The sequence below is a fragment of the Streptomyces brevispora genome, from assembly GCF_007829885.1.
Lineage (GTDB): Bacteria > Actinomycetota > Actinomycetes > Streptomycetales > Streptomycetaceae > Streptomyces > Streptomyces brevispora.
In genome coordinates this window covers 4,068,183-4,087,612 of the sequence record NZ_VIWW01000001.1, presented here as the reverse complement: position 1 = coordinate 4,087,612, position 19,430 = coordinate 4,068,183, and the positions used below count along the sequence as shown (strand labels likewise).

The 19,430-nt window shown below is 71.1% G+C and carries 18 protein-coding genes and 1 pseudogene; 12 read left to right on the top strand and 7 right to left on the bottom strand.

The genetic code is table 11. The features are described 5' to 3' along the window. Nucleotides 1-324 precede the first annotated feature (324 nt). Nucleotides 325-1,536: a pyridoxal phosphate-dependent aminotransferase gene (locus FHX80_RS19150; RefSeq protein ID WP_145765298.1), complete on the top strand. Its 1,212-nt coding sequence runs from the start codon at nucleotides 325-327 to the stop codon at nucleotides 1,534-1,536. Nucleotides 1,537-1,637: 101 nt separating this feature from the next. Beyond that, complete coding sequence (locus tag FHX80_RS19145) at nucleotides 1,638-2,057, top strand: SCO4983 family protein (RefSeq protein ID WP_145765297.1); 420 nt, start codon at nucleotides 1,638-1,640, stop codon at nucleotides 2,055-2,057. Nucleotides 2,058-2,142: 85 nt separating this feature from the next. Here FHX80_RS19145 and FHX80_RS19140 read toward each other — a convergent pair whose 3' ends face one another. After that, nucleotides 2,143-3,969, bottom strand: a complete 1,827-nt coding sequence (locus FHX80_RS19140; protein ID WP_145765296.1) for a phosphoenolpyruvate carboxykinase (GTP) — start codon at nucleotides 3,967-3,969, stop codon at nucleotides 2,143-2,145. Nucleotides 3,970-4,182: 213 nt separating this feature from the next. Between FHX80_RS19140 and trhA the strand changes: the two genes are divergently transcribed. Beyond that, a complete protein-coding gene (gene trhA, locus FHX80_RS19135) occupies nucleotides 4,183-4,878 on the top strand; it encodes a PAQR family membrane homeostasis protein TrhA (protein ID WP_145765295.1) in 696 nt (231 codons plus the stop codon). An 86-nt stretch (nucleotides 4,879-4,964) separates the two neighbouring features. After that, a complete protein-coding gene (locus FHX80_RS19130) occupies nucleotides 4,965-5,597 on the top strand; it encodes a TetR/AcrR family transcriptional regulator (protein WP_145765294.1) in 633 nt (210 codons plus the stop codon). Between the two features lie 6 nt (nucleotides 5,598-5,603). On the opposite strand, the gene FHX80_RS19125 is transcribed toward FHX80_RS19130, so the two are convergent. Next, nucleotides 5,604-7,649 (bottom strand): thioredoxin domain-containing protein, encoded by a 2,046-nt coding sequence (locus FHX80_RS19125; RefSeq protein WP_145765293.1) that lies wholly within the window; start codon nucleotides 7,647-7,649, stop codon nucleotides 5,604-5,606. A gap of 153 nt (nucleotides 7,650-7,802) precedes the next feature. On the opposite strand from FHX80_RS19125, the pseudogene FHX80_RS19120 reads away from it, so the two are divergent. Beyond that, nucleotides 7,803-8,027: pseudogene (locus FHX80_RS19120) on the top strand (Uma2 family endonuclease); the annotation flags it as partial. 307 nt (nucleotides 8,028-8,334) lie between these two features. Further along, nucleotides 8,335-11,583 (top strand): tetratricopeptide repeat protein, encoded by a 3,249-nt coding sequence (locus tag FHX80_RS19115; protein ID WP_208764685.1) that lies wholly within the window; start codon nucleotides 8,335-8,337, stop codon nucleotides 11,581-11,583. A 229-nt stretch (nucleotides 11,584-11,812) separates the two neighbouring features. Here the strand turns inward: FHX80_RS19115 and FHX80_RS19110 are convergent, their stop codons facing one another. Both FHX80_RS19110 and mca read right to left on the bottom strand, forming a co-directional pair. Beyond that, complete coding sequence (locus FHX80_RS19110; RefSeq protein ID WP_145765291.1) at nucleotides 11,813-12,082, bottom strand: hypothetical protein; 270 nt, start codon at nucleotides 12,080-12,082, stop codon at nucleotides 11,813-11,815. 1 nt (nucleotide 12,083) lies between these two features. Next, nucleotides 12,084-12,965 (bottom strand): mycothiol conjugate amidase Mca, encoded by an 882-nt coding sequence (mca, locus tag FHX80_RS19105; RefSeq protein WP_145765290.1) that lies wholly within the window; start codon nucleotides 12,963-12,965, stop codon nucleotides 12,084-12,086. 149 nt (nucleotides 12,966-13,114) lie between these two features. Between mca and FHX80_RS19100 the strand changes: the two genes are divergently transcribed. Both FHX80_RS19100 and greA read left to right on the top strand, forming a co-directional pair. Continuing rightward, entirely contained in the window at nucleotides 13,115-13,531 is a 417-nt protein-coding gene (locus FHX80_RS19100) for a DUF4307 domain-containing protein (protein ID WP_145765289.1), read from the top strand. A 183-nt stretch (nucleotides 13,532-13,714) separates the two neighbouring features. Beyond that, nucleotides 13,715-14,212: a transcription elongation factor GreA gene (gene greA, locus FHX80_RS19095; RefSeq protein WP_145765288.1), complete on the top strand. Its 498-nt coding sequence runs from the start codon at nucleotides 13,715-13,717 to the stop codon at nucleotides 14,210-14,212. Nucleotides 14,213-14,272: 60 nt separating this feature from the next. Here greA and FHX80_RS19090 read toward each other — a convergent pair whose 3' ends face one another. The 3 genes from FHX80_RS19090 to ilvA all read right to left on the bottom strand — a co-directional run bounded on the left by FHX80_RS19090 (nucleotide 14,273) and on the right by ilvA (nucleotide 17,641). Then, nucleotides 14,273-15,130: an ABC transporter permease gene (locus FHX80_RS19090; protein WP_145765287.1), complete on the bottom strand. Its 858-nt coding sequence runs from the start codon at nucleotides 15,128-15,130 to the stop codon at nucleotides 14,273-14,275. After that, nucleotides 15,127-16,137 carry an ATP-binding cassette domain-containing protein gene (locus tag FHX80_RS19085; protein WP_145765286.1) on the bottom strand — a complete coding sequence of 337 codons (1,011 nt, stop codon included), beginning with the start codon at nucleotides 16,135-16,137 and terminating at the stop codon, nucleotides 15,127-15,129. The genes FHX80_RS19090 and FHX80_RS19085 overlap by 4 nt, the downstream gene beginning before the upstream one ends. Nucleotides 16,138-16,411: 274 nt before the next feature. Next, complete coding sequence (ilvA, locus tag FHX80_RS19080; protein WP_145765285.1) at nucleotides 16,412-17,641, bottom strand: threonine ammonia-lyase; 1,230 nt, start codon at nucleotides 17,639-17,641, stop codon at nucleotides 16,412-16,414. A 156-nt stretch (nucleotides 17,642-17,797) separates the two neighbouring features. Here ilvA and FHX80_RS19075 point away from each other — a divergent pair, with 156 nt between their 5' ends. From FHX80_RS19075 to FHX80_RS19060, 4 genes are all read left to right on the top strand, one after another. Continuing rightward, nucleotides 17,798-18,328 (top strand): MarR family winged helix-turn-helix transcriptional regulator, encoded by a 531-nt coding sequence (locus FHX80_RS19075; RefSeq protein ID WP_145765284.1) that lies wholly within the window; start codon nucleotides 17,798-17,800, stop codon nucleotides 18,326-18,328. Between the two features lie 69 nt (nucleotides 18,329-18,397). Next, nucleotides 18,398-18,892 (top strand): sigma factor-like helix-turn-helix DNA-binding protein, encoded by a 495-nt coding sequence (locus FHX80_RS19070; RefSeq protein WP_145765283.1) that lies wholly within the window; start codon nucleotides 18,398-18,400, stop codon nucleotides 18,890-18,892. After that, nucleotides 18,889-19,140 (top strand): hypothetical protein, encoded by a 252-nt coding sequence (locus FHX80_RS19065; RefSeq protein WP_145765282.1) that lies wholly within the window; start codon nucleotides 18,889-18,891, stop codon nucleotides 19,138-19,140. The genes FHX80_RS19070 and FHX80_RS19065 overlap by 4 nt, the downstream gene beginning before the upstream one ends. Before the next feature lie 79 nt (nucleotides 19,141-19,219). Next, the gene (locus tag FHX80_RS19060) at nucleotides 19,220-19,411 is read left to right on the top strand and encodes a DUF1059 domain-containing protein (protein WP_145765281.1); all 192 of its coding nucleotides are present in this window, start codon (nucleotides 19,220-19,222) and stop codon (nucleotides 19,409-19,411) included. Nucleotides 19,412-19,430: the final 19 nt, after the last annotated feature.

The following is a 19,430-nucleotide window of genomic DNA, read 5'->3' as shown; positions in this document are numbered from 1 at the left end:
GCGGGTGAGGCCTCTGCGACCGGAGTTCTTCCGGTTTTGACATGCGCATGGTCGCGTATTGAGGGGAGTCGCACAAGAGGCGGAATCAAGACCCGGCCGGCCCATCGCCCGCCCGCGCCGTGGCGCATCTCACCCGTCCCGGTCCGTCACGCCGCCGTTCCAACCCATTCCAAGCCCGGCCCCCGTCCGCGCCCCGGGTTCCACGGTCGGCGGGCGGGGGAACATGGCGATGGAAGCCGGACCCGGCGGGCCGGACGACCCGGGTGGGTCAACTTGCGGCGAAAGGCCGGGCAGCCCTCGAAACACAGTCGTAAGCTCGCAGCCATGCAGGTCATCCAGTCCACGAAGCTCGCCAACGTCTGTTACGAAATCCGGGGCCCCGTGCTCGAAGAGGCGATGCGGCTGGAAGCAGCGGGCCATCGCATCCTCAAACTGAACACCGGCAACCCTGCCGCGTTCGGTTTCGAGTGCCCGCCCGAGATCCTTGAGGACATCCTGCGCAACCTCTCCGGGGCGCACGGCTACGGCGACGCGAAGGGGCTGCTGTCCGCGCGGCGGGCGGTGATGCAGCATTACCAGACGAAGGGGATCGACCTCGGCGTCGAGGACGTCTACCTGGGCAACGGGGTCTCCGAACTGATCCAGATGTCGATGCAGGCACTGCTCGACGACGGGGACGAGGTGCTCGTACCGGCGCCGGACTACCCGCTGTGGACCGCTTCGGTCTCCCTGGCCGGCGGCACGGCCGTGCACTACCGCTGCGACGAGCAGTCCGACTGGATGCCGGACCTCGCCGACATCGAGCGGAAGATCACCGACCGCACCAAGGCCATCGTGATCATCAACCCGAACAATCCGACGGGTGCGGTCTACGACGACGAGATGCTGCGCCGGCTGACGGAGATCGCCCGGCGCCACAACCTGGTCGTCTGCTCCGACGAGATCTACGACCGGATCCTGTACGACGGGGCGACCCACACCCCGACCGCAACCATCGCGCCCGACCTGATGGTGCTCACCTTCAACGGGCTCTCCAAGAACTACCGGGTGGCCGGATACCGCTCCGGCTGGATGGCCGTCTGCGGGCCGAAGGCGCACGCCTCCTCGTACATCGAGGGGCTGACGATCCTGGCCAACATGCGGCTGTGCGCCAACATGCCGTCACAGCACGCCGTGGCCAGTGCGCTCGGCGGACGGCAGTCGATCAACGACCTGGTGCTGCCGGGCGGCCGCATCCTGGAGCAGCGGGACGTGGCGTACGACCTGCTGACGCAGATCCCGGGCGTGACGTGCGTGAAGCCGAAGGGGGCGCTGTACCTCTTCCCGCGGCTCGACCCCAAGGTCTACAAGATCAAGGACGACCGGCAGATGGTCCTCGACCTGCTGCGGGCCGAGAAGATCATGGTGGTGCAGGGTACGGGGTTCAACTGGCCCGAGCCCGACCACTTCCGGGTCGTGACACTGCCCTCGACCGAGGATCTGACGGACGCGATCGGCCGGATCGCCCGCTTCCTGGACGGGTACAGCCAGGTATGACCCGGTCCCGGCGACGGTTCCCGCCACCCGGCCGCGAATCTAGACAACTTTAGACTGAATCCAAGCTAGGATGGATCCACAGCATCACCAGGAGGCCATCCATGTACGAACCGATCCGCACCAAATCGGTCCACACACCGGCCGACCACGCCGACGACTTCCCGCGCCACACCCGCGAGGAAGAACTGGACATCCAGCTCGCCGGACATCTGGCCGCGTTGCTCGCGGTCACCGACGAACTGGGACTCGGCGAGGCGGGCGACCGCATCGCCGAACAGGTCGCACGGCTGCGCGGTGAGCCGCCCGCCCGGCACGCCGGTCCGACCGAAGCCCCCGCACCCACCCTGCACCGCCGCGCCCACGCCCTCGCGGGCCGCGCGCTGGTGGTGGCGGCGTCCCGCGCCGACACGGCCGTCGCCATTCTCGCGGCCGAGCGCATGGACGCCCACGCCGCGGCGGCCCCGGCCGCTGCCTCCGCCGCCGACTCCTCAGCCCCGTCGCGGCTGGTCGGCGCCCTCTGACGGCCCCGGTCCACGGGCCGTCGAGGCGCGTGGACCGGGTGCCACCCGAGGAGCGGGCCCCCGCGGGGGCGAGCCGCTACAGCGCTCAGCCCAGGCGCTGGACCAGTGCGCGGTACTCGTCCCACAGCTCCTTCGGCGTGTGGTCGCCGAAGGTGTTGAGGTGCTCGGGGACCAGCGCCGCCTCCTCGCGCCAGACCTCCTTGTCGACCTTGAGCAGGAAGTCCAGGTCCGACTCGGAGAGGTCCAGGCCCTCGGTGTCGAGCGAGCCCTTCGCCGGCAGGATGCCGATCGGGGTCTCGACGCCCTCGGCCTTGCCCTCCAGGCGCTCCACGATCCACTTCAGGACGCGGCTGTTCTCACCGAACCCGGGCCAGACGAACTTGCCCGCGTCGTTCTTGCGGAACCAGTTCACGTAGTAGATCTTCGGAAGCTTCGACTGGTCCGGCTTGTCCGCGCCGACCTTGATCCAGTGCTTCATGTAGTCGCCCATGTTGTAGCCGCAGAACGGCAGCATGGCGAACGGGTCGCGGCGCAGCTCGCCGACCTTGCCCTCGGCGGCGGCCGTCTTCTCGGAGGCGACGTTGGCCCCGAGGAAGACACCGTGCTGCCAGTTGAAGGACTCGGTGACCAGCGGTACGGCCGAGGCGCGGCGGCCGCCGAAGAGGATGGCCGAGATCGGCACGCCCTTCGGGTCCTCCCACTCGGGCGCGATGATCGGGCACTGGCCGGCCGGGACGGTGAAGCGGGCGTTGGGGTGGGCGGCGGGCGTGCCGGACTCGGGGGTCCAGTCGTTGCCCTTCCAGTCCGTGAGGTGCTTGGGCAGCTCCTCCGTCATGCCCTCCCACCAGACGTCGCCGTCGTCGGTGAGCGCGACGTTGGTGAAGACGGAGTTGCCCCACATGGTCTTCATGGCGTTGGCGTTGGTGTGCTCGCCGGTGCCGGGCGCGACGCCGAAGAAACCGGCCTCGGGGTTGATCGCGTAGAGCCGGCCGTCCTCGCCGAACCGCATCCAGGCGATGTCGTCGCCGACGGTCTCGACGGTCCAGCCGGAGATCGTGGGCTCCAGCATGGCGAGGTTCGTCTTGCCGCAGGCGCTAGGGAAGGCCGCCGCGATGTACTTGGACTCCCCGCGCGGCGGCGTCAGCTTGAGGATCAGCATGTGCTCGGCGAGCCAGCCCTCGTCGCGCGCCATCACGGACGCGATGCGCAGCGCGTAGCACTTCTTGCCGAGCAGGGCGTTGCCGCCGTAGCCGGAGCCGTAGGACCAGATCTCACGGTCCTCGGGGAAGTGCGAGATGTACTTGGTGGAGTTGCAGGGCCACGGAACGTCCTCCTGGCCCTCCTCCAGGGGTGCGCCGAGCGTGTGGACGGCCTTGACGAAGAACCCGTCGGTGCCGAGCTCGTCGAGGACCGGCTGTCCCATGCGCGTCATGGTGCGCATCGACACGGCGACGTACGCGGAGTCGGTGATCTCGACGCCGATCGCGGAGAGAGGCGAGCCGACGGGGCCCATGCAGAAGGGCACGACGTACATGGTGCGGCCACGCATGGAGCCGCGGAAGACGCCCTTCTCGCCCACGAAGATGTCCCGCATCTCGGCGGGGGCCTTCCAGTGGTTGGTCGGACCGGCGTCCTCCTCCTTCTCGGAGCAGATGAACGTGCGGGTCTCGACACGCGCGACATCGCTCGGGTCGGAGGCGGCGTAGTACGAGTTCGGACGCTTGATCTCGTCGAGTTTGGTGAACGTCCCCTTGGCCACGAGCTCCCCGCACAGGCGCTCGTACTCGGCCTCGGAGCCGTCGCACCAGACCACTCGGTCCGGTTCGGTGAGGGCTGCGATCTCGTCCACCCAGGAGACGAGCTCCTGGTGGTTGCTGGGAACAGTGAGGGGAGCCGCGATGTCGCGCGCCACGATCGCTCCTTGATGAGGGTGTCTATCTGATAGGTGCCCCGTGGGGGCTGCGACCCGGATGCTTCTACCCTTTCGAATTACCCCTGGCGCTCATCCGGTGCCGACCGCACTCATTTGATCATCCGACCGTTCCGCCCATATGTCCAGAGGGCCGCCCACGTGAGCATCGCCACTCATATCCGCAACCTACGGTGGCGTAGGTACGATGCGGGAATGACTGCTGCCGCCGCGCCCGAACCTGCCGGGCTGGAACCAGCCGAGACCGACACCGTCCCGCTGAAGCCCCGGATGCGCGGCTGGCTGCACGCCGGGATGTTCCCCGCGGTCCTCATCGCGGGCATCGTGCTCATCGCGCTCACGGACACCACCCGCGCCCGGATCGCCTGCGGGATCTACATCCTGACCGCGTGCCTGCTGTTCGGCGTGAGCGCCGTCTACCACCGCGGCACCTGGGGGCCGCGCGGCGAGGCCGTACTGCGCAGGCTCGACCACGCCAACATCTTCCTGATCATCGCGGGCACCTACACCCCGCTGACCCTGCTGCTCCTGCCCCGCTCCACCGGGACCCCGCTCCTGTGGGCGGTCTGGGGTGCGGCGGTCGCGGGCATCGCCTTCCGGGTGTTCTGGGTCGGCGCCCCGCGCTGGCTCTACACGCCGTGCTACATCGCGATGGGCTGGGCCGCGGTCTTCTTCCTGCCGGACTTCATGCGGACCGGCGGGATCGCGGTGCTCGTCCTGGTCGTCGTCGGCGGACTGCTCTACAGCGCCGGCGGCGTGATCTACGGCATCAAGCGGCCGAACCCGTCACCGCGCTGGTTCGGATTCCACGAGGTCTTCCACTCGCTGACCCTGGCGGCGTTCGTCGTGCACTACGTCGGCATCTCCCTGGTGGCGTACAACCAGAGCTGAGCCCCGCCGACCCTTCCTCCGCCTCATGGCCACGGCTTCCCCGCCGTGGCCATTTCGTCGCCCTTCGATGCCTGACAATGGCGGCCATGGCCGCCACCCCCCGTATCCCGTCCTCCAGCGCCCCCGGCGCGGAGCCCCCGATGGGGCTGCGCGAGCGCAAGAAGCTCAAGACCCGGGCCGCGATCCGGCGGGCGGCCTGCCGCCTGATCGCCGAGCAGGGGTACGACGCGACGAGCATCGAGCAGATCGCGGAGGCGGCCGAGGTGTCGCCGAGCACGGTGTTCCGGTACTTCGCGACCAAGGAGGACATCGTCCTCACCGATGAGTACGACGCGTTCGTGGAAGCCCTGATCCGCAGCCGGCCGGCCGATGAGCCGCCGCTGGTCTCGCTGCGGTTCATGGTGGTCGAGGCGCTGACGACGTTCCTCACCGCGGACGACGAGGAGGTGCGCCGGCGCATCCGGCTGATGGTGGAGGTACCCGCCGTCCGGGCGCGGATGGCGCAGAACCTGTCGGACACCGCGCAGCAGCTCGCCCGGGTACTCGCCGACCGCAGCGGCCGCGGCGCGGACGACCTGCGGAGCCGGGTCCACGTCGCGGCGGTGCTGGGTGCGCTGCGCGAAGTGGTGCTGTACTGGGGCGAGCACGACCGGAAGGGCGACCTCGTCGCGATGGCCGAGGACGCCCTGGACACCCTGGAGGGCGGCCTGCGGCTGTGACGCGGGTCAGGACCCGGCGCCCCCGAGGGCGCGCGCCAGCTCCTCGCGGTCCGTGGTCGGCGCGTCGCAGACGAAGCGCCTGCACACGTACGCGGTCGGCGCGCCGTCCACCGTCGGACGGTCCGCCAGCAGCGGGAACTCCGATCCGCCCGCCTCCCCCGCCGCGACCACCGCGCCCGGCGCCCGGCCCAGCAGCGCCGTACGGTGCAGCTCGCCGCCTACCGGTCCGGCGACGGCCACCTCGCGCGGGCCGTCGAGCAGCGCCTCGGCCACCGCGAGCCCCCAGCCGATGAACCGCGGCGCCTTCGGGCCCAGCGCCTTCACCACGCCCAGCGCCCCCTCCGCGGCGGCGCGGTGAGGCTCCGATCCGGTGTGCGCGGCGTACGAGAGCAGCGCACCGGCCGCCGCCGTCCAGCCCGCCGGGGTGGCGCTGTCGGTGGGGTCCTGGGGGCGGCGGATCAACTTCTCGGCGTCGTCAGCGGTGTCGTACAACTGACCGCCCTCGCCGGTGAAGTGCTGGAGCACGATGTCCATCAGGAAGCCCGCGAACTCCAGCCAGACCCCCTCGCCGGTGACCGCGGCCAGGGCGAGGAAACCCTCCGCCACATCGCCGTAGTCCTCCAGCACCCCGGCGTGCGCCCCGGCGCGGCCGTCCCTCGAGGTACGGGCCAGCCGGGCCACCGGGCCCATGTGGACCCGCACCAGCAGGTCCGCGGCCTCGGTGGCGCGCGCGATCAGGTCGGGGCGGTCGAAGTACGCGCCCGTCTCGGCGAGCGCCGCGACGGCCAGCCCGTTCCACGCGGCGACCACCTTGTCGTCCCGTCCCGGCCGCTCGCGCAGCTCCCGGGCGGCGAGCAGCCGGGCCCGCACATCGGCGGCCCGCGCCTCGTACACGGCCTGACCCGTCCGGGGCAGTTGGTGCGGGCCCTTCGGCGGGAGCTGAAGCACCGAGGAACCCTCCTCGAAGGTGCCCTCCTCGGTCACCCCGAAGTGCTCCGCCGCGAACGCGGCGTCGTCCTCGCCCAGCACCTCGCGCAGCTGCGCCGGCGTCCACACGTAGTACGCGCCCTCGACGTGCCTGCCGTCGGCGTCCGCGCTGTCCGCGTCGAGCGCGGAGGCGAAGCCGCCCTCGGCCGTGCGCAGCTCCCGGACCATGAAGTCGGCGGTCTCCAGAGCCACCCGGCGGGCCAGTTCCGACCCGGTCGAACGCCACAGATGGGCGTACACCCGGCAGAGCAGCGCGTTGTCGTAGAGCATCTTCTCGAAGTGCGGTACGACCCACTCCCGGTCCACCGAGTAGCGGGCGAAGCCGCCGCCGAGCTGGTCGTACATCCCGCCCCTGGCCATCGCCTCGCAGGTGTCGGCCGCCATCTGGAGCGCACCGTCCGCGCCGGTACGGGCGTGGTGGCGCAGCAGGAACTCGATCGTCATCGACGGCGGGAACTTGGGGGCGCCGCCGAAGCCGCGGTGCTTCTCGTCGTACTCGCGGGTCAGTCCGAGCAGCGCCTGCGCCAGCTCCGACTCGGCCGGAAGGCCCTCCCCGCCGTGCGCGAGCGAGCGCTGTGACAGATCGTGGACGATGCGCCCGGCGACCTCGCCGACCTCGTCGCGCCGGTCGGTCCAGGCCGCGACGACGCCTTCGAGCACCTGCCGGAAGGACGGCAGGCCGTGGCGGGACTCCGGCGGGAAGTACGTTCCGAAGTAGAAGGGTTCGGCGTCGGCGGTGAGGAAGACGGTCATCGGCCAGCCGCCCTGACCGGTCGCCGCCTGCACGGCCTCCATGTAGACGGCGTCGACGTCGGGGCGCTCCTCGCGGTCGACCTTGACCGGCACGAAGTGCTCGTTCAGGTACGCCGCGACCTCGTCGTCCTCGAACGACTCGTGCGCCATCACGTGGCACCAGTGGCACGCCGAGTAGCCGACCGACAGCAGAACGGGGACATCGCGCCGTCTTGCTTCCTCGAACGCCTCCGGCGTCCAGGGCCACCAGTCGACGGGATTCTCAGCATGCTGAAGCAAATACGGCGAGGTCACGCCAGCCAGCCGGTTCATGCGACCCAGCCTCTCACGAGGAGGCGGCCGCACACTTCCCGAATCGGGCAGCGCGGCATACAGGTCAGTGGCCCGAGCCGAGGCAGCGCTGGAACCGTCGAGGTTCCTCGCAGGAGACACACCGTGACCGCCCAGATGGTGGCGCCCGTGTAGATGCGCACCCGGATCCACGCGCAGCGGTACGACTCCTGGTCCGAGGAGCAGTCCGAGGAGCAGTGTGCCGGCCTGGAGATCGCGGACGGGACGGCCGTCGTGAGCCCGAGCGCATCCAAACGGCGCAACCGGTCGGCCCGAATCCTGGCCGACGCCCTGGACGCCGCCGCGGGCCCGGACCGGAACGCCGACAGGGACTTCGATGTCCGCCCGCAGGACGTTCCCCCCGCCGCGCCCTTCCCCGTCACTGTGGACCCGGGCGCCGGCTGACGGCCCACGTCCGCGCAGGCAGCGTCGCCAACGGCCGGCACCGGCCCAGGGGGATCGGTCACGGGCACGACGAGACGCGCGGTTCGCCGTTGCCACGCTCCGTCGGGATCCGGTGCTCCGATTCCTCCGTTTCCTCCGTACGGCAGTCGGCGCAGTCTCGCGGACGCCCTGTCGCGCACCGGCCCCAGGCAGGAGACTGGTACTCCATGCGGCCGGGCGCCGGGGCGGGCCGACGGGCGGGAACCGAGGGGGACCTATGCGGATGCGGGACAGCCACCAGGCTGACGCCGAGAGGCTGTTGGTACGGGCCGTGGAGGAGGAGGCGCGGCGCACCGGCGGGCGGACGGACTCCGGCGCGCTGATGACGCGTGCGCGGGGCGCACTGGACACGATGGCGGCGGGTGCGGCCGAGGAGTACGCCGTATACGTCCAGGCGCTCGACACCGAGGCGGCCGGGCAGACGCCGCTGGCGCACCGGCTCAACCGGGCGACGCTCGGAACACCGCTCCTGGTCACGGGAGTTGCCGCGACCGCCGCCTTCGGCGCGGACCTGGCACTCGGCACGGTGACGGGCCTGGCGCTGGGCGCGGGCGCCGTCGTCGCGGTCGCGGGCGCCACCGCCACCGTCGCCAAGGTCACCGCTTCGCACTGGCCGGCCGCCTCCCGTCGGGCGGGCGCCCTCGGACAGCCGGGCGGGACCGAGCAGTTGCGGCTCCAGTGGCTGACGGCACTGGAGGTACGGGGCATCCGCCCGTTCCTCGACCAGCAGCGGATGCTGACCGCCTCGTCCCGCACCCCGGCGAAGAAGGCCGCCACCGCTCAGTCCCGGACGGCCCTGCGCGGCGGGGACCGCAGCGCGGCGGCGCGCATGCGCTCGCTCCTTGAGCAGTCGTTCGGCCATCTCCCGTCGCCCGACGGCCGGTTCGCCGGCCGCCGGGCCGAGCTGGCCCGGATCGGCCAGTGGGTGCACGCGGCCCGCGCGTCGACGGAGACGAAGCCGACCGTGGTCGTGCTGCACGGCCCGCCGGGCGCCGGGCGCACCACACTGGCCGTGCGGGCGGCCCACGATCTGAAGGACCAGTTCCGGGGCGCGTGCGTGGTGGACCTGCGCGGCGGCGCGGACGGCGAGCCGCCGCTGCCGACCCGTGACGCGCTGCTCCATCTGCTGAACCGGCTGGGCGCTCCCCGGGAGCAGTTGCTCTTCCGGGACGGCGGCTCCGCCGGCCGGTCGGCGGGATCGTCCGCCGAGCAACAGGTGCGCCGGCTCAGCGAGTTGTACCACCAGCATCTGACCGGGACGCCGGTGACGATCGTCCTCGACGACGCCAGTGACGTGGAGCAGGTCCGCACACTGATCCCGGAGCGTTCCGACAGCCTCGTCCTGGTCACCGCCCGCGAGCCGCTCGATCTGCCCGACTCCCTCCCGGCGTGGGTGCATCAGCTGGAGGTCGGGGCGCTGGACCCGGCGGGCGCGGACGAGCTGCTGCGCGAGGCGTCCCAGGAGGAGGACCCGGGACCGTACGACTACCCGTCGAGCGAGGCGATCACCGAACTGTGCGGCGGACTGCCGCTGGCGTTGCGGATCGCGGGCTCCTCGCTCGGGGCGCGTACCCCGAGCGCGCTGGCCGCCGATCTCGCCGCGTACGGCCCGGTGCCCCCGGTCGAGCGGGCCCTGTGGCTGCGCTACACCGACCAGCCCGAGCAGGCGCGTCGGCTGCTGCGCCGGCTCGCGCTGGCCGGGCGGGCCAGTCTGGGCGCCGCGGCGGCCGCCGCGCTGCTGTCGGCCGACGAGCAGGAGGCCCAGCGGCTGCTGACCACCCTGTCCGGGGCCGGGCTGCTGGACCACGTGCGGGGTTCGCGCTACCGGCTGCACGACCTCGTCCGGGGCTTCGCCCTGGCCCGGCTGCTCGACGAGGAGGAACCGGCCGGGCGGACCGCCGCGCAGGAGCGGCTGATCGTGAACTACGCGGAGCTGGCCGGTGCGGTGATCCGGATGGTGGACGGCAAGATGTCCACCCGGGCCGGGCAGTTCGGCTCGCACGGGTTCACCTCCCTGGACGCGGCGCTGCGCTGGCTGGACGAGGAGTCGAGTTTCATCACGTCCGCGCTGCGGCACGCCGAGGGCGTCGACCAGGGCGCGGTCCTCGATCTGCTGGGTGCGCTGTGCGACTACTGCCTGCTGCGCGGCGACCTCTACCGGCTGGGCGAGATCAGCGAGCTGACGCAGGCGGTCGACCAGGGGCTGCTGGAGCGGTCGGTGCAGTGGCGTACCGGGATCGCGGCCCGCCAGCTGGGCGAGCTGGACAAGGCACGCAGCACGCTTTCCTCCGTCGTCGGCCTGTACCGCGAGGCGCAGAACGACTCGGGTACGGCGCTGGCGCTCTGTTCGCTCGGCATCACCCTGCACCACCAGGGCAATCTGACGGAGGCGGCGGCGCGGCTGCGGGAGGCGCTCGAGCTCCAGACCTCCGACGCCCAGGCCGCGGACCGGGCCTGGTCGATGCACGCGCTGGCCGCGGTGGAGCGCGACCGGGCCCACCCGGCCGAGGCGCTGACGCTCCTGGACACGGCACTGGTCCTGCACCGCGAGGGCGAGTCGCTGCACGGGGAGGCCTGGACGCAGTTCCAGCTGGGTCAGGTGCTGCTGCGGCTGGGCGATGTGGAGCGGGCCGAGCTCGCGCTGCGTACCGCCCTCGATCTGTACGGGCGCACCCGTGACGAGCGCGGCGAGGCCTGGGCGCTGACCCAGCTGGCCCGCGCCCGGCTGCTGGACGGCGATCCGGCCCCCGCGGTCGAGCAGCTGAACGCGGCGTTGTCCCGGCACCGCGACAACGAGGACGCGCGGGGCGAGGCGTGGACGCTCTACTACCTGGGCCAGGCCCTGGAGGAGGCCGGCGACACCGATCAGGCGGTACGGCAGCTGGAGCGGTCCCGCACGATGTTCTCCCGGATGCGGGACGTGTACGGGCTGGCATGTGCCCGGCACCACTCGGGCCGGGTCACCCGCGACCAGCGGGCCGCGCAGACGGGCAACCTGCGCAACTCCGGTTTCGCCCGTCAGCTCCTGGCGGACGCCCGCGCCGACTTCCGGCGCATCGGGGTCGCGCACGGGGAGGCCTGGACGTGTCTGGAGCTGGCCCTGATCGACGCGGGCAACCATCGTGCGCCGCAGGCGCTGGAGCTGTGCGGCGAGGCGGCCGAGCTGTTCGACTCGTACGGCGACGCGCGGGGCGCGGACTGGGCCCGCTTCCTGCGCTGCACGCTGCTGCCGTACGCGTCACCGGGCGGCATCGAGGTGGGCACGGTGGTGGCCCAGCAGGAGCTCGCCGACCTGATCGCGGCCGGCCACCCGACGCGGGACGGCAGGCTGGAGGACTGCGCGGAGGCGTTCCGGGTGGTCCTGAACCGCGGAGTGGACCTGGAGGACGGCTGGCAGGCCTGGCGCCTGGGCCTGACCCCGACCCGCCACGCCCGGGAAATCATGGGCGTGCGAATCCCCACAAGGCCATGACCCAAAAACCGGGCCTGCACGGCCAACCCGGGCCTGCACGACGTTTGAGAGCATCCCTCAAACGCCAGCCACCCACGCCGACCGGCCAACCCAACCGGCCCGGCGACATCAAGCCCGCCCGGCGCTTGAGGGCATCTTTCAAGCCCGTCCGGCGCTTGAGGACACCCCGAGCCCGCCCGGCGTTCGAGGGCGGAGCGGTCACCGGACCCCGGTGCCGCCCCGCCCCCCACTACATCCGCTTCGCGGACCCCGCGGACCCCGAGGCCCCGGCCCCGGCCCCGGCCCCCACACCCTCCGCATCGCCGGACGCCTCCGGCGTCTCCGGCGCCTCTTCGAAGTCCACCCTCCCCATGTGCCGGTTCATCGACTTCATCAGCAGCCACACGCCGACGGCGAGTGCGGCGAAGACGATGAAGCCGAGGACCCCGGGGGTCACCTTGTTCTTGTCCAGTTCCTCGGCGAGCGGGACGAGGTGCGTCAGTGCCTGAGTCGCGTACATATCAGGCATTGTCGCGGATGCCCGCGAAGAGGTCGCTCTCGGGGAGGGAGGTATCGACGAGGGACTTCGCCAGCTCGTACTCCTCGGTCGGCCAGACCTCCTGCTGGATGTCCATCGGGACCCGGAACCAGCCGCCGTCCGGATCGATCTGCGTCGCGTGCGCGATCAGCGCCTTGTCGCGGATCTCGAAGAAGTCCGCGCACGGAACATGCGTGGTCAGCGTGCGTTCGGCGCGCTCGAACTCCTTCCAGCGCTCCAGCCAGTCCGCGTACGGGGACTCCAGGCCGCGGGCCAGCAGCGCCTCGTGCAGGGCGACCGTGCGCGGCTTGTTGAAGCCCTGGTTGTAGTAGAGCTTCTGCGGCGCCCAGACCGGACCGAACTCCGCCTCGGGGAAGCGCTCTGCGTCCGCCGCGCCCTCGAAGGCGATCATCGAGACCGTGTGGGTCATGATGTGGTCGGGGTGCGGGTAGCCCCCGTTCTCGTCGTACGTGGTGATGACCTGCGGCCGGAACGCGCGGATCTTCGCGACGAGTCGCCCCGCCGCCGTCTCCTCGTCCTCCAGCGCGAAGCAGCCCTCGGGCAGCGGCGGCAGCGGGTCGCCCTCGGGCAGCCCGGAGTCGACGAAGCCGAGCCACTCCTGCTTGACGCCCAGGATCTCCCGGGCCTCGTCCATCTCCTTCTTGCGCACCTCGTGGATGTTCTCCTCGATGTACGCGTCGCCCTGGAGTTTCGGATTGAGGATGGAGCCGCGCTCTCCGCCCGTGCAGGTCACGACCAGCACGTCCACCCCCTCGGACACGTACTTGGCCATGGTGGCCGCGCCCTTGCTCGACTCGTCGTCGGGGTGGGCGTGCACGGCCATCAGTCGAAGCTGCTCAGTCAAGACTCGATCCTCAGTGATTGGTCGCCATCGGTGTGCCGTCCCGCAGGGACGTCGGTGTGGGGTGGCGGTCGGGTCGCGGGTGGAGGCTTCTATAGTGACCGAACCGGGGGACGGAAAATTCCTCGATCCCCGGTACGGGAGGAACGATCATGGCTGCGGTGCGCGAAGCGCCCTCCGAGAACCGCTACGGCCGCTCCGCGGACCAGCGCGCGGACCGCAAACTCAAGATCATCGGCTCGGTGCTCGGTGTCGCCCTGCTCGGCGTGATCGGCTGGATCGGTTACGACTACGTCGCGGGCAAGGGCGTCAGTGCCGAGGTGATCAAGTTCAAGGTCGTCTCGGACGACCGGGTCGAGGTGCACCTGGAGGTCCGCAAGGACCGGGACGCCAAGGGCTACTGCACGATCCGCTCGCAGCGCGAGGACGGCACCGACGTCGCCCGCAAGGACTTCCGTTTCGACGACGACACCGACCGGATCGACCGCGTCCTCTCGCTGCGTACGACGTCCAGGGCGACCAGCGTCGAACTGCTGGGCTGCACGGACGACGACGGGGCGTCGCGTTGACCGCCGCACGCAGGTCCTGAACGACCTTTGGCGGCGCTGACCTGCGGTTCGATAGGCGCAGTCGTTTACCTTCTCCCCCTTTTCCTGGGGAATTGTTAGGCTCGTGGTTTCGCCCACCCGTGGAAGCGCATGCTTCGGGGTAGGGCGATGCTTTGTATTCCCAGTACCGACGAGGAGCACCCTGTGACCCAGACCAGCGAAAACGTCACCTGGCTCACGCAGGAGGCGTACAACCAGCTCAAGGCCGAGCTGGAGCACCTGTCTGGTCCCGCGCGCACGGAGATCGCCGTAAAGATCGCGGCGGCCCGTGAGGAGGGGGACCTGCGCGAGAACGGCGGGTACCACGCGGCCAAGGAGGAGCAGGGCAAGATGGAGCTCCGGGTGCGCCAGCTGACCCAGCTCCTGGAGCACGCGAAGGTCGGCGAGCCGCCGGCCGACGACGGCGTGGTCGAGCCCGGCATGGTCGTGACGATCGCCTTCGACGGCGATGACGACGACACGACGACCTTCCTCCTGGCCTCCCGTGAGTACGCGAGCGCGAACATCGAGACGTACTCCCCGCAGTCCCCGCTCGGCGTGGGCGTGAACGGCAAGAAGATGGGTGAGACCGCGGAGTACGAGCTGCCGAACGGCAAGACCGCGACGGTGAAGATCCTTTCGGCGAAGCCGTACACCGGCTGATCCGCACACAGCGAAAGGAGCCTCCCGCCGGATGAGCGGGAGGCTCCTTTCGCATGTGGGTCAGACCGCGGCCGAGCGGTACTTGCGCACCGCCAGGGTCCGGAAGACCACCAGGATCAGCACGGACCACAGGATCGAGGCGATGATCGGGTGCTGCATGGGCCAGGCATCCGGGGTCACGAAGCCCTCCGGCAGGTTGCCGAAGAGCACCCGGCAGGCCTGCACGGTGGCGCTGAACGGATTCCACTCGGCGATGTGGCGCAGGAACGTCGGCATCTGGTTGGCGTCGACGAAGGCGTTCGAGATGAACGTCAGCGGGAAGAGCCAGATCAGCCCGCCGGACGTCGCCGCCTCCGGCGTGCGGACCGTGAGGCCGATCAGGGCGCCGATCCAGGAGAACGCGTAACCGAGCAGGAGCAGCAGCACGAAGCCGAACAGCACCTTGGCGATGTTCTCGTGGACCCGCCAGCCGACGATGAGCGCGACGCCCGCGAGTACGACGAGCGTGAGGGCGGTCTGCACGAGGTCGGCGAGGGTGCGCCCGGTCAGGACGGCCCCCCGGGACATGGGCAGTGACCTGAAGCGGTCGATCAGCCCCTTGTGCATGTCGTCGGCGATGCCCGCACCGGCGCCCGCGGTGGCGAAGGTGACGGTCTGGGCGAAGATGCCGGCCATCAGGAACTCGCGGTAGGCCTGGGGCGAGATGGTGCCGCCGACCTTGATGGAGCCGCCGAAGACGTAGGTGAACAGCACCACGAACATGATGGGCTGGATCAGCCCGAAGATGACCATCTCGGGGATCCGGGTCATCCGGATCAGGTTCCGCCGGGCGATGACCAGCGAGTCGCGTACGGACTGGCCGATGCCGCCGCCGGAGCGCGCGACGGGAGCCGCGGCCGTCTCGGTGAGAACGCTCACTTCTCTGCCTCCGTCCGGGCCGCGGCGGGCTGCGCGGCCGTCCCGTTCTCGTCGTCGTTCTTCTGCTGTTCGGCGGCGTGGCCGGTGAGGGAGATGAACACGTCGTCCAGGGTGGGGCGGCGCAGCCCGATGTCGTCGATCTCCACTCCGCGGGTGTCGAGCTCGCGGATGATCTCGGCGAGGAGCTTGGCTCCACCGTCGACGGGGACGGTCAGTTTGCGCATGTGCGGGACGACCGCGACCTCGCCCTTGCCCAGGTGGCCGAGGGCGGTGCGGGCCGGTTCGATCTGGTCGGGCTGGTGGACGACGACCTCGACGCGCTCGCCGCCGGTGCGGGCCTTGAGCTGGTCGGAGGTGCCGCGGGCGATGACGAGACCGTGATCGATCACACAGATGTCGTGCGCGAGACGGTCGGCCTCCTCCAGGTACTGCGTGGTCAGCAGCAGCGTCGTACCGCCGGCGACGAGCTCCTCGATGACCTCCCAGAGCTGCTGCCGGTTGCGCGGGTCGAGGCCGGTGGTCGGCTCGTCCATGAACATGACCGGCGGGGAGACGACGAGCGCCGCCGCCAGGTCGAGACGGCGGCGCATGCCACCGGAGTACGTCTTGGCGGGACGGTCGGCGGCGTCGGCGAGGTGGAAGCGCTCCAGCAGCTCCCCCGCCCGGGCCTTCGCGTCGCGCCGGCTCATCTGGTAGAGCTGGCCGACCATCTGCAGGTTCTCGCGGCCGGTCAGGTATTCGTCGACGGCGGCGAACTGGCCGGAGAGCCCGATCGAGCGCCGCACCTCGTTGGGCTTCTTCAGTACGTCGATGCCCGCGACGAAGGCGCTGCCGCTGTCGGGCATGAGCAGCGTCGTCAGGACGCGCACAGCGGTCGTCTTGCCGGCACCGTTGGGGCCGAGAAGTCCGAGGACGGTGCCTGCCGGCACGTCGAGATCGACACCGCCGAGTGCTCGTACGTCGCCGAAGGTCTTCACCAGACCTTCGGCGTGGATGGCGCCTGGCATATGCGGTTCCCCCAGTGCGGTTGGATTGCTTCCTCACAGATCCTGGACCTGCCCGTCTTGCCTCGCCCGAGAAACGCACGACACGCATACGCGGTCGACCCCGAGCCGGGCGCTGGCACGATAACGCGATACATCGCGATACACAAGGTGGGTGCGACGCGCGGGCCGGCGGAACGGGACGGCCGAGGTGACTGGCCGGGTTGGCCGGGCCGAGTGGGCCGCGGCGCGTGGACCGCGCCGCGCGGGTCGGACCGTGTGGGTCAGACCGTGTGGGTCAGTTCATCACCAGGTAGCCCGCCCCGCGCAGCGCCTCGGCGACCTCCTCGCAGTGCTCCGGGCCCTTCGTCTCCAGGTGCAGCTCCACCTCGGCCTCGGTGAGGCCGAGCCGGGGGTCGGTACGCACATGGCTCACGTCCAGGACGTTCGCATCGGCCACCGAGAGCACCGCCAGCATCGTGGCCAGCGCGCCGGGGCGGTCCGTCAGCCGCAGCCGCAGGCTCAGATAGCGGCCCGCCGCCGACATGCCGTGGGTCAGGATGCGCTGCATCAGCAGCGGGTCCACATTGCCGCCGGAGAGCACCGCCACCACCGGCCCGCGGAACGACTTCGGGTCGCTCAGCAGGGCGGCCACCGGGCTCGCCCCGGCCGGCTCCACGACCATCTTCGCCCGCTCCAGGCAGAGCAGCAGTGCGCTGGACAGCTCGTCCTCGGAGACCGTACGGACCTCGTCGACGAGATCCCGGATCAGGGCGAACGGCACGTCGCCCGGCCGCCCCACCTTGATGCCGTCCGCCATCGTCTGGAGCGAGCCGATCGACACCGGGTGGCCGGCCGCCAGCGAGGGCGGGTAGGCGGCCGCGCCCGCCGCCTGCACGCCGACGATCCGCACATCGGGCCGGATCGCCTTCACCGCCACCGCGATCCCCGCGGCGAGCCCCCCGCCGCCGATCCCGACGACGACGGTGCGCACCTCGGGGCACTGCTCCAGGATCTCCAGGCCCACCGTGCCCTGCCCGGCGATGATGTCCGGGTGGTCGAAGGGGTGGATGAAGACCGCACCGGTCTCGTGCGCGTACTCCTGCGCCGCGGCCATCGTCTCGTCGACGACATGGCCGTGCAGCCGCACCCGCGCCCCGTACTCACGGGTCGCGGCCACCTTCGGCAGCGGCGCCCCGACGGGCATGAAGACCGTCGACCGTACGCCGAGCAGTGCAGACGCGAGCGCTACACCCTGCGCATGGTTTCCGGCGCTCGCGGCCACCACACCGGCCGCCCGTTCCACCGGGGACAGTCCGGCGATCCGTACGTAGGCGCCCCGCAGTTTGAACGAACCGGTCCGCTGCAGGTTCTCGCACTTGAACTGGACGGGTGCGCCCACGCGGTCGCTCAGATGGCGGCTGCCCTCCATCGCGGTGACCCTGGACACGCCGGAGAGCATCTTCTGCGCCCCCTTGATGTCATCGAGGATCAGCGGGGGAAACGGGGTGGGCGGCGGGAAGTTCATACCGCAAGTCTTGCAGCTGAAAGGGGTCGGGGCCGCCGTGGGCGAGGCCGTCCTGCGCCGATGTCCGCAGGTTTGTGCAGCACTGGTACGCGTTGCCCCGGGGCCGCGTACTCTGTCCCCCACCCATCCGACACCGCACGAAGAGAGCCCCCGGCCATGCCCCCTCAGGACATGACGACTGCCGCGTCTCCCTCCGGGGGCGCCACCCCGGAGAATCCGGCTCCCGACCACCTGCTGGACGCTCTGCAGCACCAGGTGGCGGTCTTCGCCCGACGTGCCGAGCAAACCCGCCTCGGCGGCGTCGGCCAGGTGCGCAATTCCATGGACCGGGCCGCGTATCTGCTGCTCAACCGGCTGGACCGGGAGGGCCCCATGGGCGTCAAGGCGCTTGCCTCCGGGATGGGGATCGACTCCTCGACCGTGACCCGGCAGGTCGCACCGCTCGTGGACACCGGCCTGGTCAAGCGGACCTCGCACCCGGAGGACGGCCGGGCCGTCGTGCTCCAGCTGTCCCCGCGGGGGCAGGCCCGGCTGAACGAGGTCCGGGCCTCGCGGCGCGAGTTGATGTCTCAGGTGACGGGCGACTGGGACGAAGCGGAGCGGGACACGTTCTGCGCGCTGCTCACCCGTTTCAACGCGGCGCTGGCCGCACGGCAGAGCTCGCACCAGCCGCCGACCCCCGGATAGCGCCTGTCCGGCGGATCAGGGCGGGCCTCAGGCCTTGACCCGGGGCCCGCGGCGCGCTCGGATAGCAGGGTGCGAGAGCGCGAGGCGGGTCGACAGCGGCGCCGCGCCCGGGAGTTCGAGACCTTCGTCGCGGGCGCGGCCGGCCGCCTGCTGCACACCGCCACACTGCTCACCGCCGAACCCGTCCGGCCGCCGGGCACCAACGAGCGCGCACAGCGGCTGCTGACGTCCGCTCTGGCCCGTACGTACGCGGACTGGGACCGGCTGCACGGCGAGGATCCGTACAACCGCACCCGGCAGGATCTGGCCACCCGGTTCGCGCGGGAGGCCTGGCGCCATCACCGGCCGCTCGGTGGGCTGTTGGACCGGCTGACCCCGCAGGAACGGCTCGTGCTGGTACTGCGGCTGTACGAAGGTGTCGCCGAGGAGCAGACCGCGGCGCTGCTCGGACTGCCCGCGGAACGGATCCGCGCGACCCTCAACCGCTCGGTGGCCACGATGCGCGGCACCCGTGAGCCCACCGCCCGGCGACGGCCGGCCCGCCCGCTGGGGGCCGCGCCATGAGCGGTACGGGCCGCAGGGAGGACGAGGTCCGGCGGATGCTGGAGGGGCCGCATCCACAGGTGCCCGCCGACCTGGCGGAGCGGGCGGCGGAGCGGGGCGGCCGGCTGCTGCGCCGGCGGCGGGCCCTGCGCGTGCTGGGGCTGCTGGTGCTGATCGCCGCGCTGGCGGCGTTCACGGTGTGGGCGGTTTCGGTCCAGCCCTGGCAGTCGTCTCCGGCCGAGACGACCCCGCCGCTGGACGGCTGGTAAGCACAGGTGGTGCGGTCCGGGCGGATCTACCCTGGAAGGGAGTGTCATGCGCCAGGTGAAACGTGCCGAGGAGGCTGCCATGACCAGGAAGACCGTCGACTGCCGCAAGTATCCGAGCGCGATGAACTGCTCGCTGAGCATCTCGGGCGAGGAGGAGGAAGTGGTCCGGGCCGCAGCCGAGCACGCGGTCTCCGTCCATGAGCACACCGACAGTCCCGAACTGCGGGAGCAGATCAGGGCATCGCTGGACGACGAGAAGGCCACCGTCTGAGAACGGCACGGTCGCCGGG

What these genes read in the sequence shown, in the direction of transcription:
- trhA (WP_145765295.1), top strand. Translation starts at nt 4,183, where the DNA reads ATGACTGCTGCCGCCGCGCCCGAACCTGCCGGGCTGGAACCAGCCGAG.
- FHX80_RS19075 (WP_145765284.1), top strand. Translation starts at nt 17,798, where the DNA reads ATGCCCCCTCAGGACATGACGACTGCCGCGTCTCCCTCCGGGGGCGCC.
- FHX80_RS19150 (WP_145765298.1), top strand. Translation starts at nt 325, where the DNA reads ATGCAGGTCATCCAGTCCACGAAGCTCGCCAACGTCTGTTACGAAATC.
- FHX80_RS19100 (WP_145765289.1), top strand. Translation starts at nt 13,115, where the DNA reads ATGGCTGCGGTGCGCGAAGCGCCCTCCGAGAACCGCTACGGCCGCTCC.
- FHX80_RS19065 (WP_145765282.1), top strand. Translation starts at nt 18,889, where the DNA reads ATGAGCGGTACGGGCCGCAGGGAGGACGAGGTCCGGCGGATGCTGGAG.
- FHX80_RS19125 (WP_145765293.1), bottom strand. Translation starts at nt 7,649, where the DNA reads ATGAACCGGCTGGCTGGCGTGACCTCGCCGTATTTGCTTCAGCATGCT.
- FHX80_RS19060 (WP_145765281.1), top strand. Translation starts at nt 19,220, where the DNA reads ATGACCAGGAAGACCGTCGACTGCCGCAAGTATCCGAGCGCGATGAAC.
- ilvA (WP_145765285.1), bottom strand. Translation starts at nt 17,641, where the DNA reads ATGAACTTCCCGCCGCCCACCCCGTTTCCCCCGCTGATCCTCGATGAC.
- FHX80_RS19115 (WP_208764685.1), top strand. Translation starts at nt 8,335, where the DNA reads ATGCGGGACAGCCACCAGGCTGACGCCGAGAGGCTGTTGGTACGGGCC.
- FHX80_RS19110 (WP_145765291.1), bottom strand. Translation starts at nt 12,082, where the DNA reads ATGTACGCGACTCAGGCACTGACGCACCTCGTCCCGCTCGCCGAGGAA.
- FHX80_RS19085 (WP_145765286.1), bottom strand. Translation starts at nt 16,137, where the DNA reads ATGCCAGGCGCCATCCACGCCGAAGGTCTGGTGAAGACCTTCGGCGAC.
- FHX80_RS19130 (WP_145765294.1), top strand. Translation starts at nt 4,965, where the DNA reads ATGGCCGCCACCCCCCGTATCCCGTCCTCCAGCGCCCCCGGCGCGGAG.
- FHX80_RS19145 (WP_145765297.1), top strand. Translation starts at nt 1,638, where the DNA reads ATGTACGAACCGATCCGCACCAAATCGGTCCACACACCGGCCGACCAC.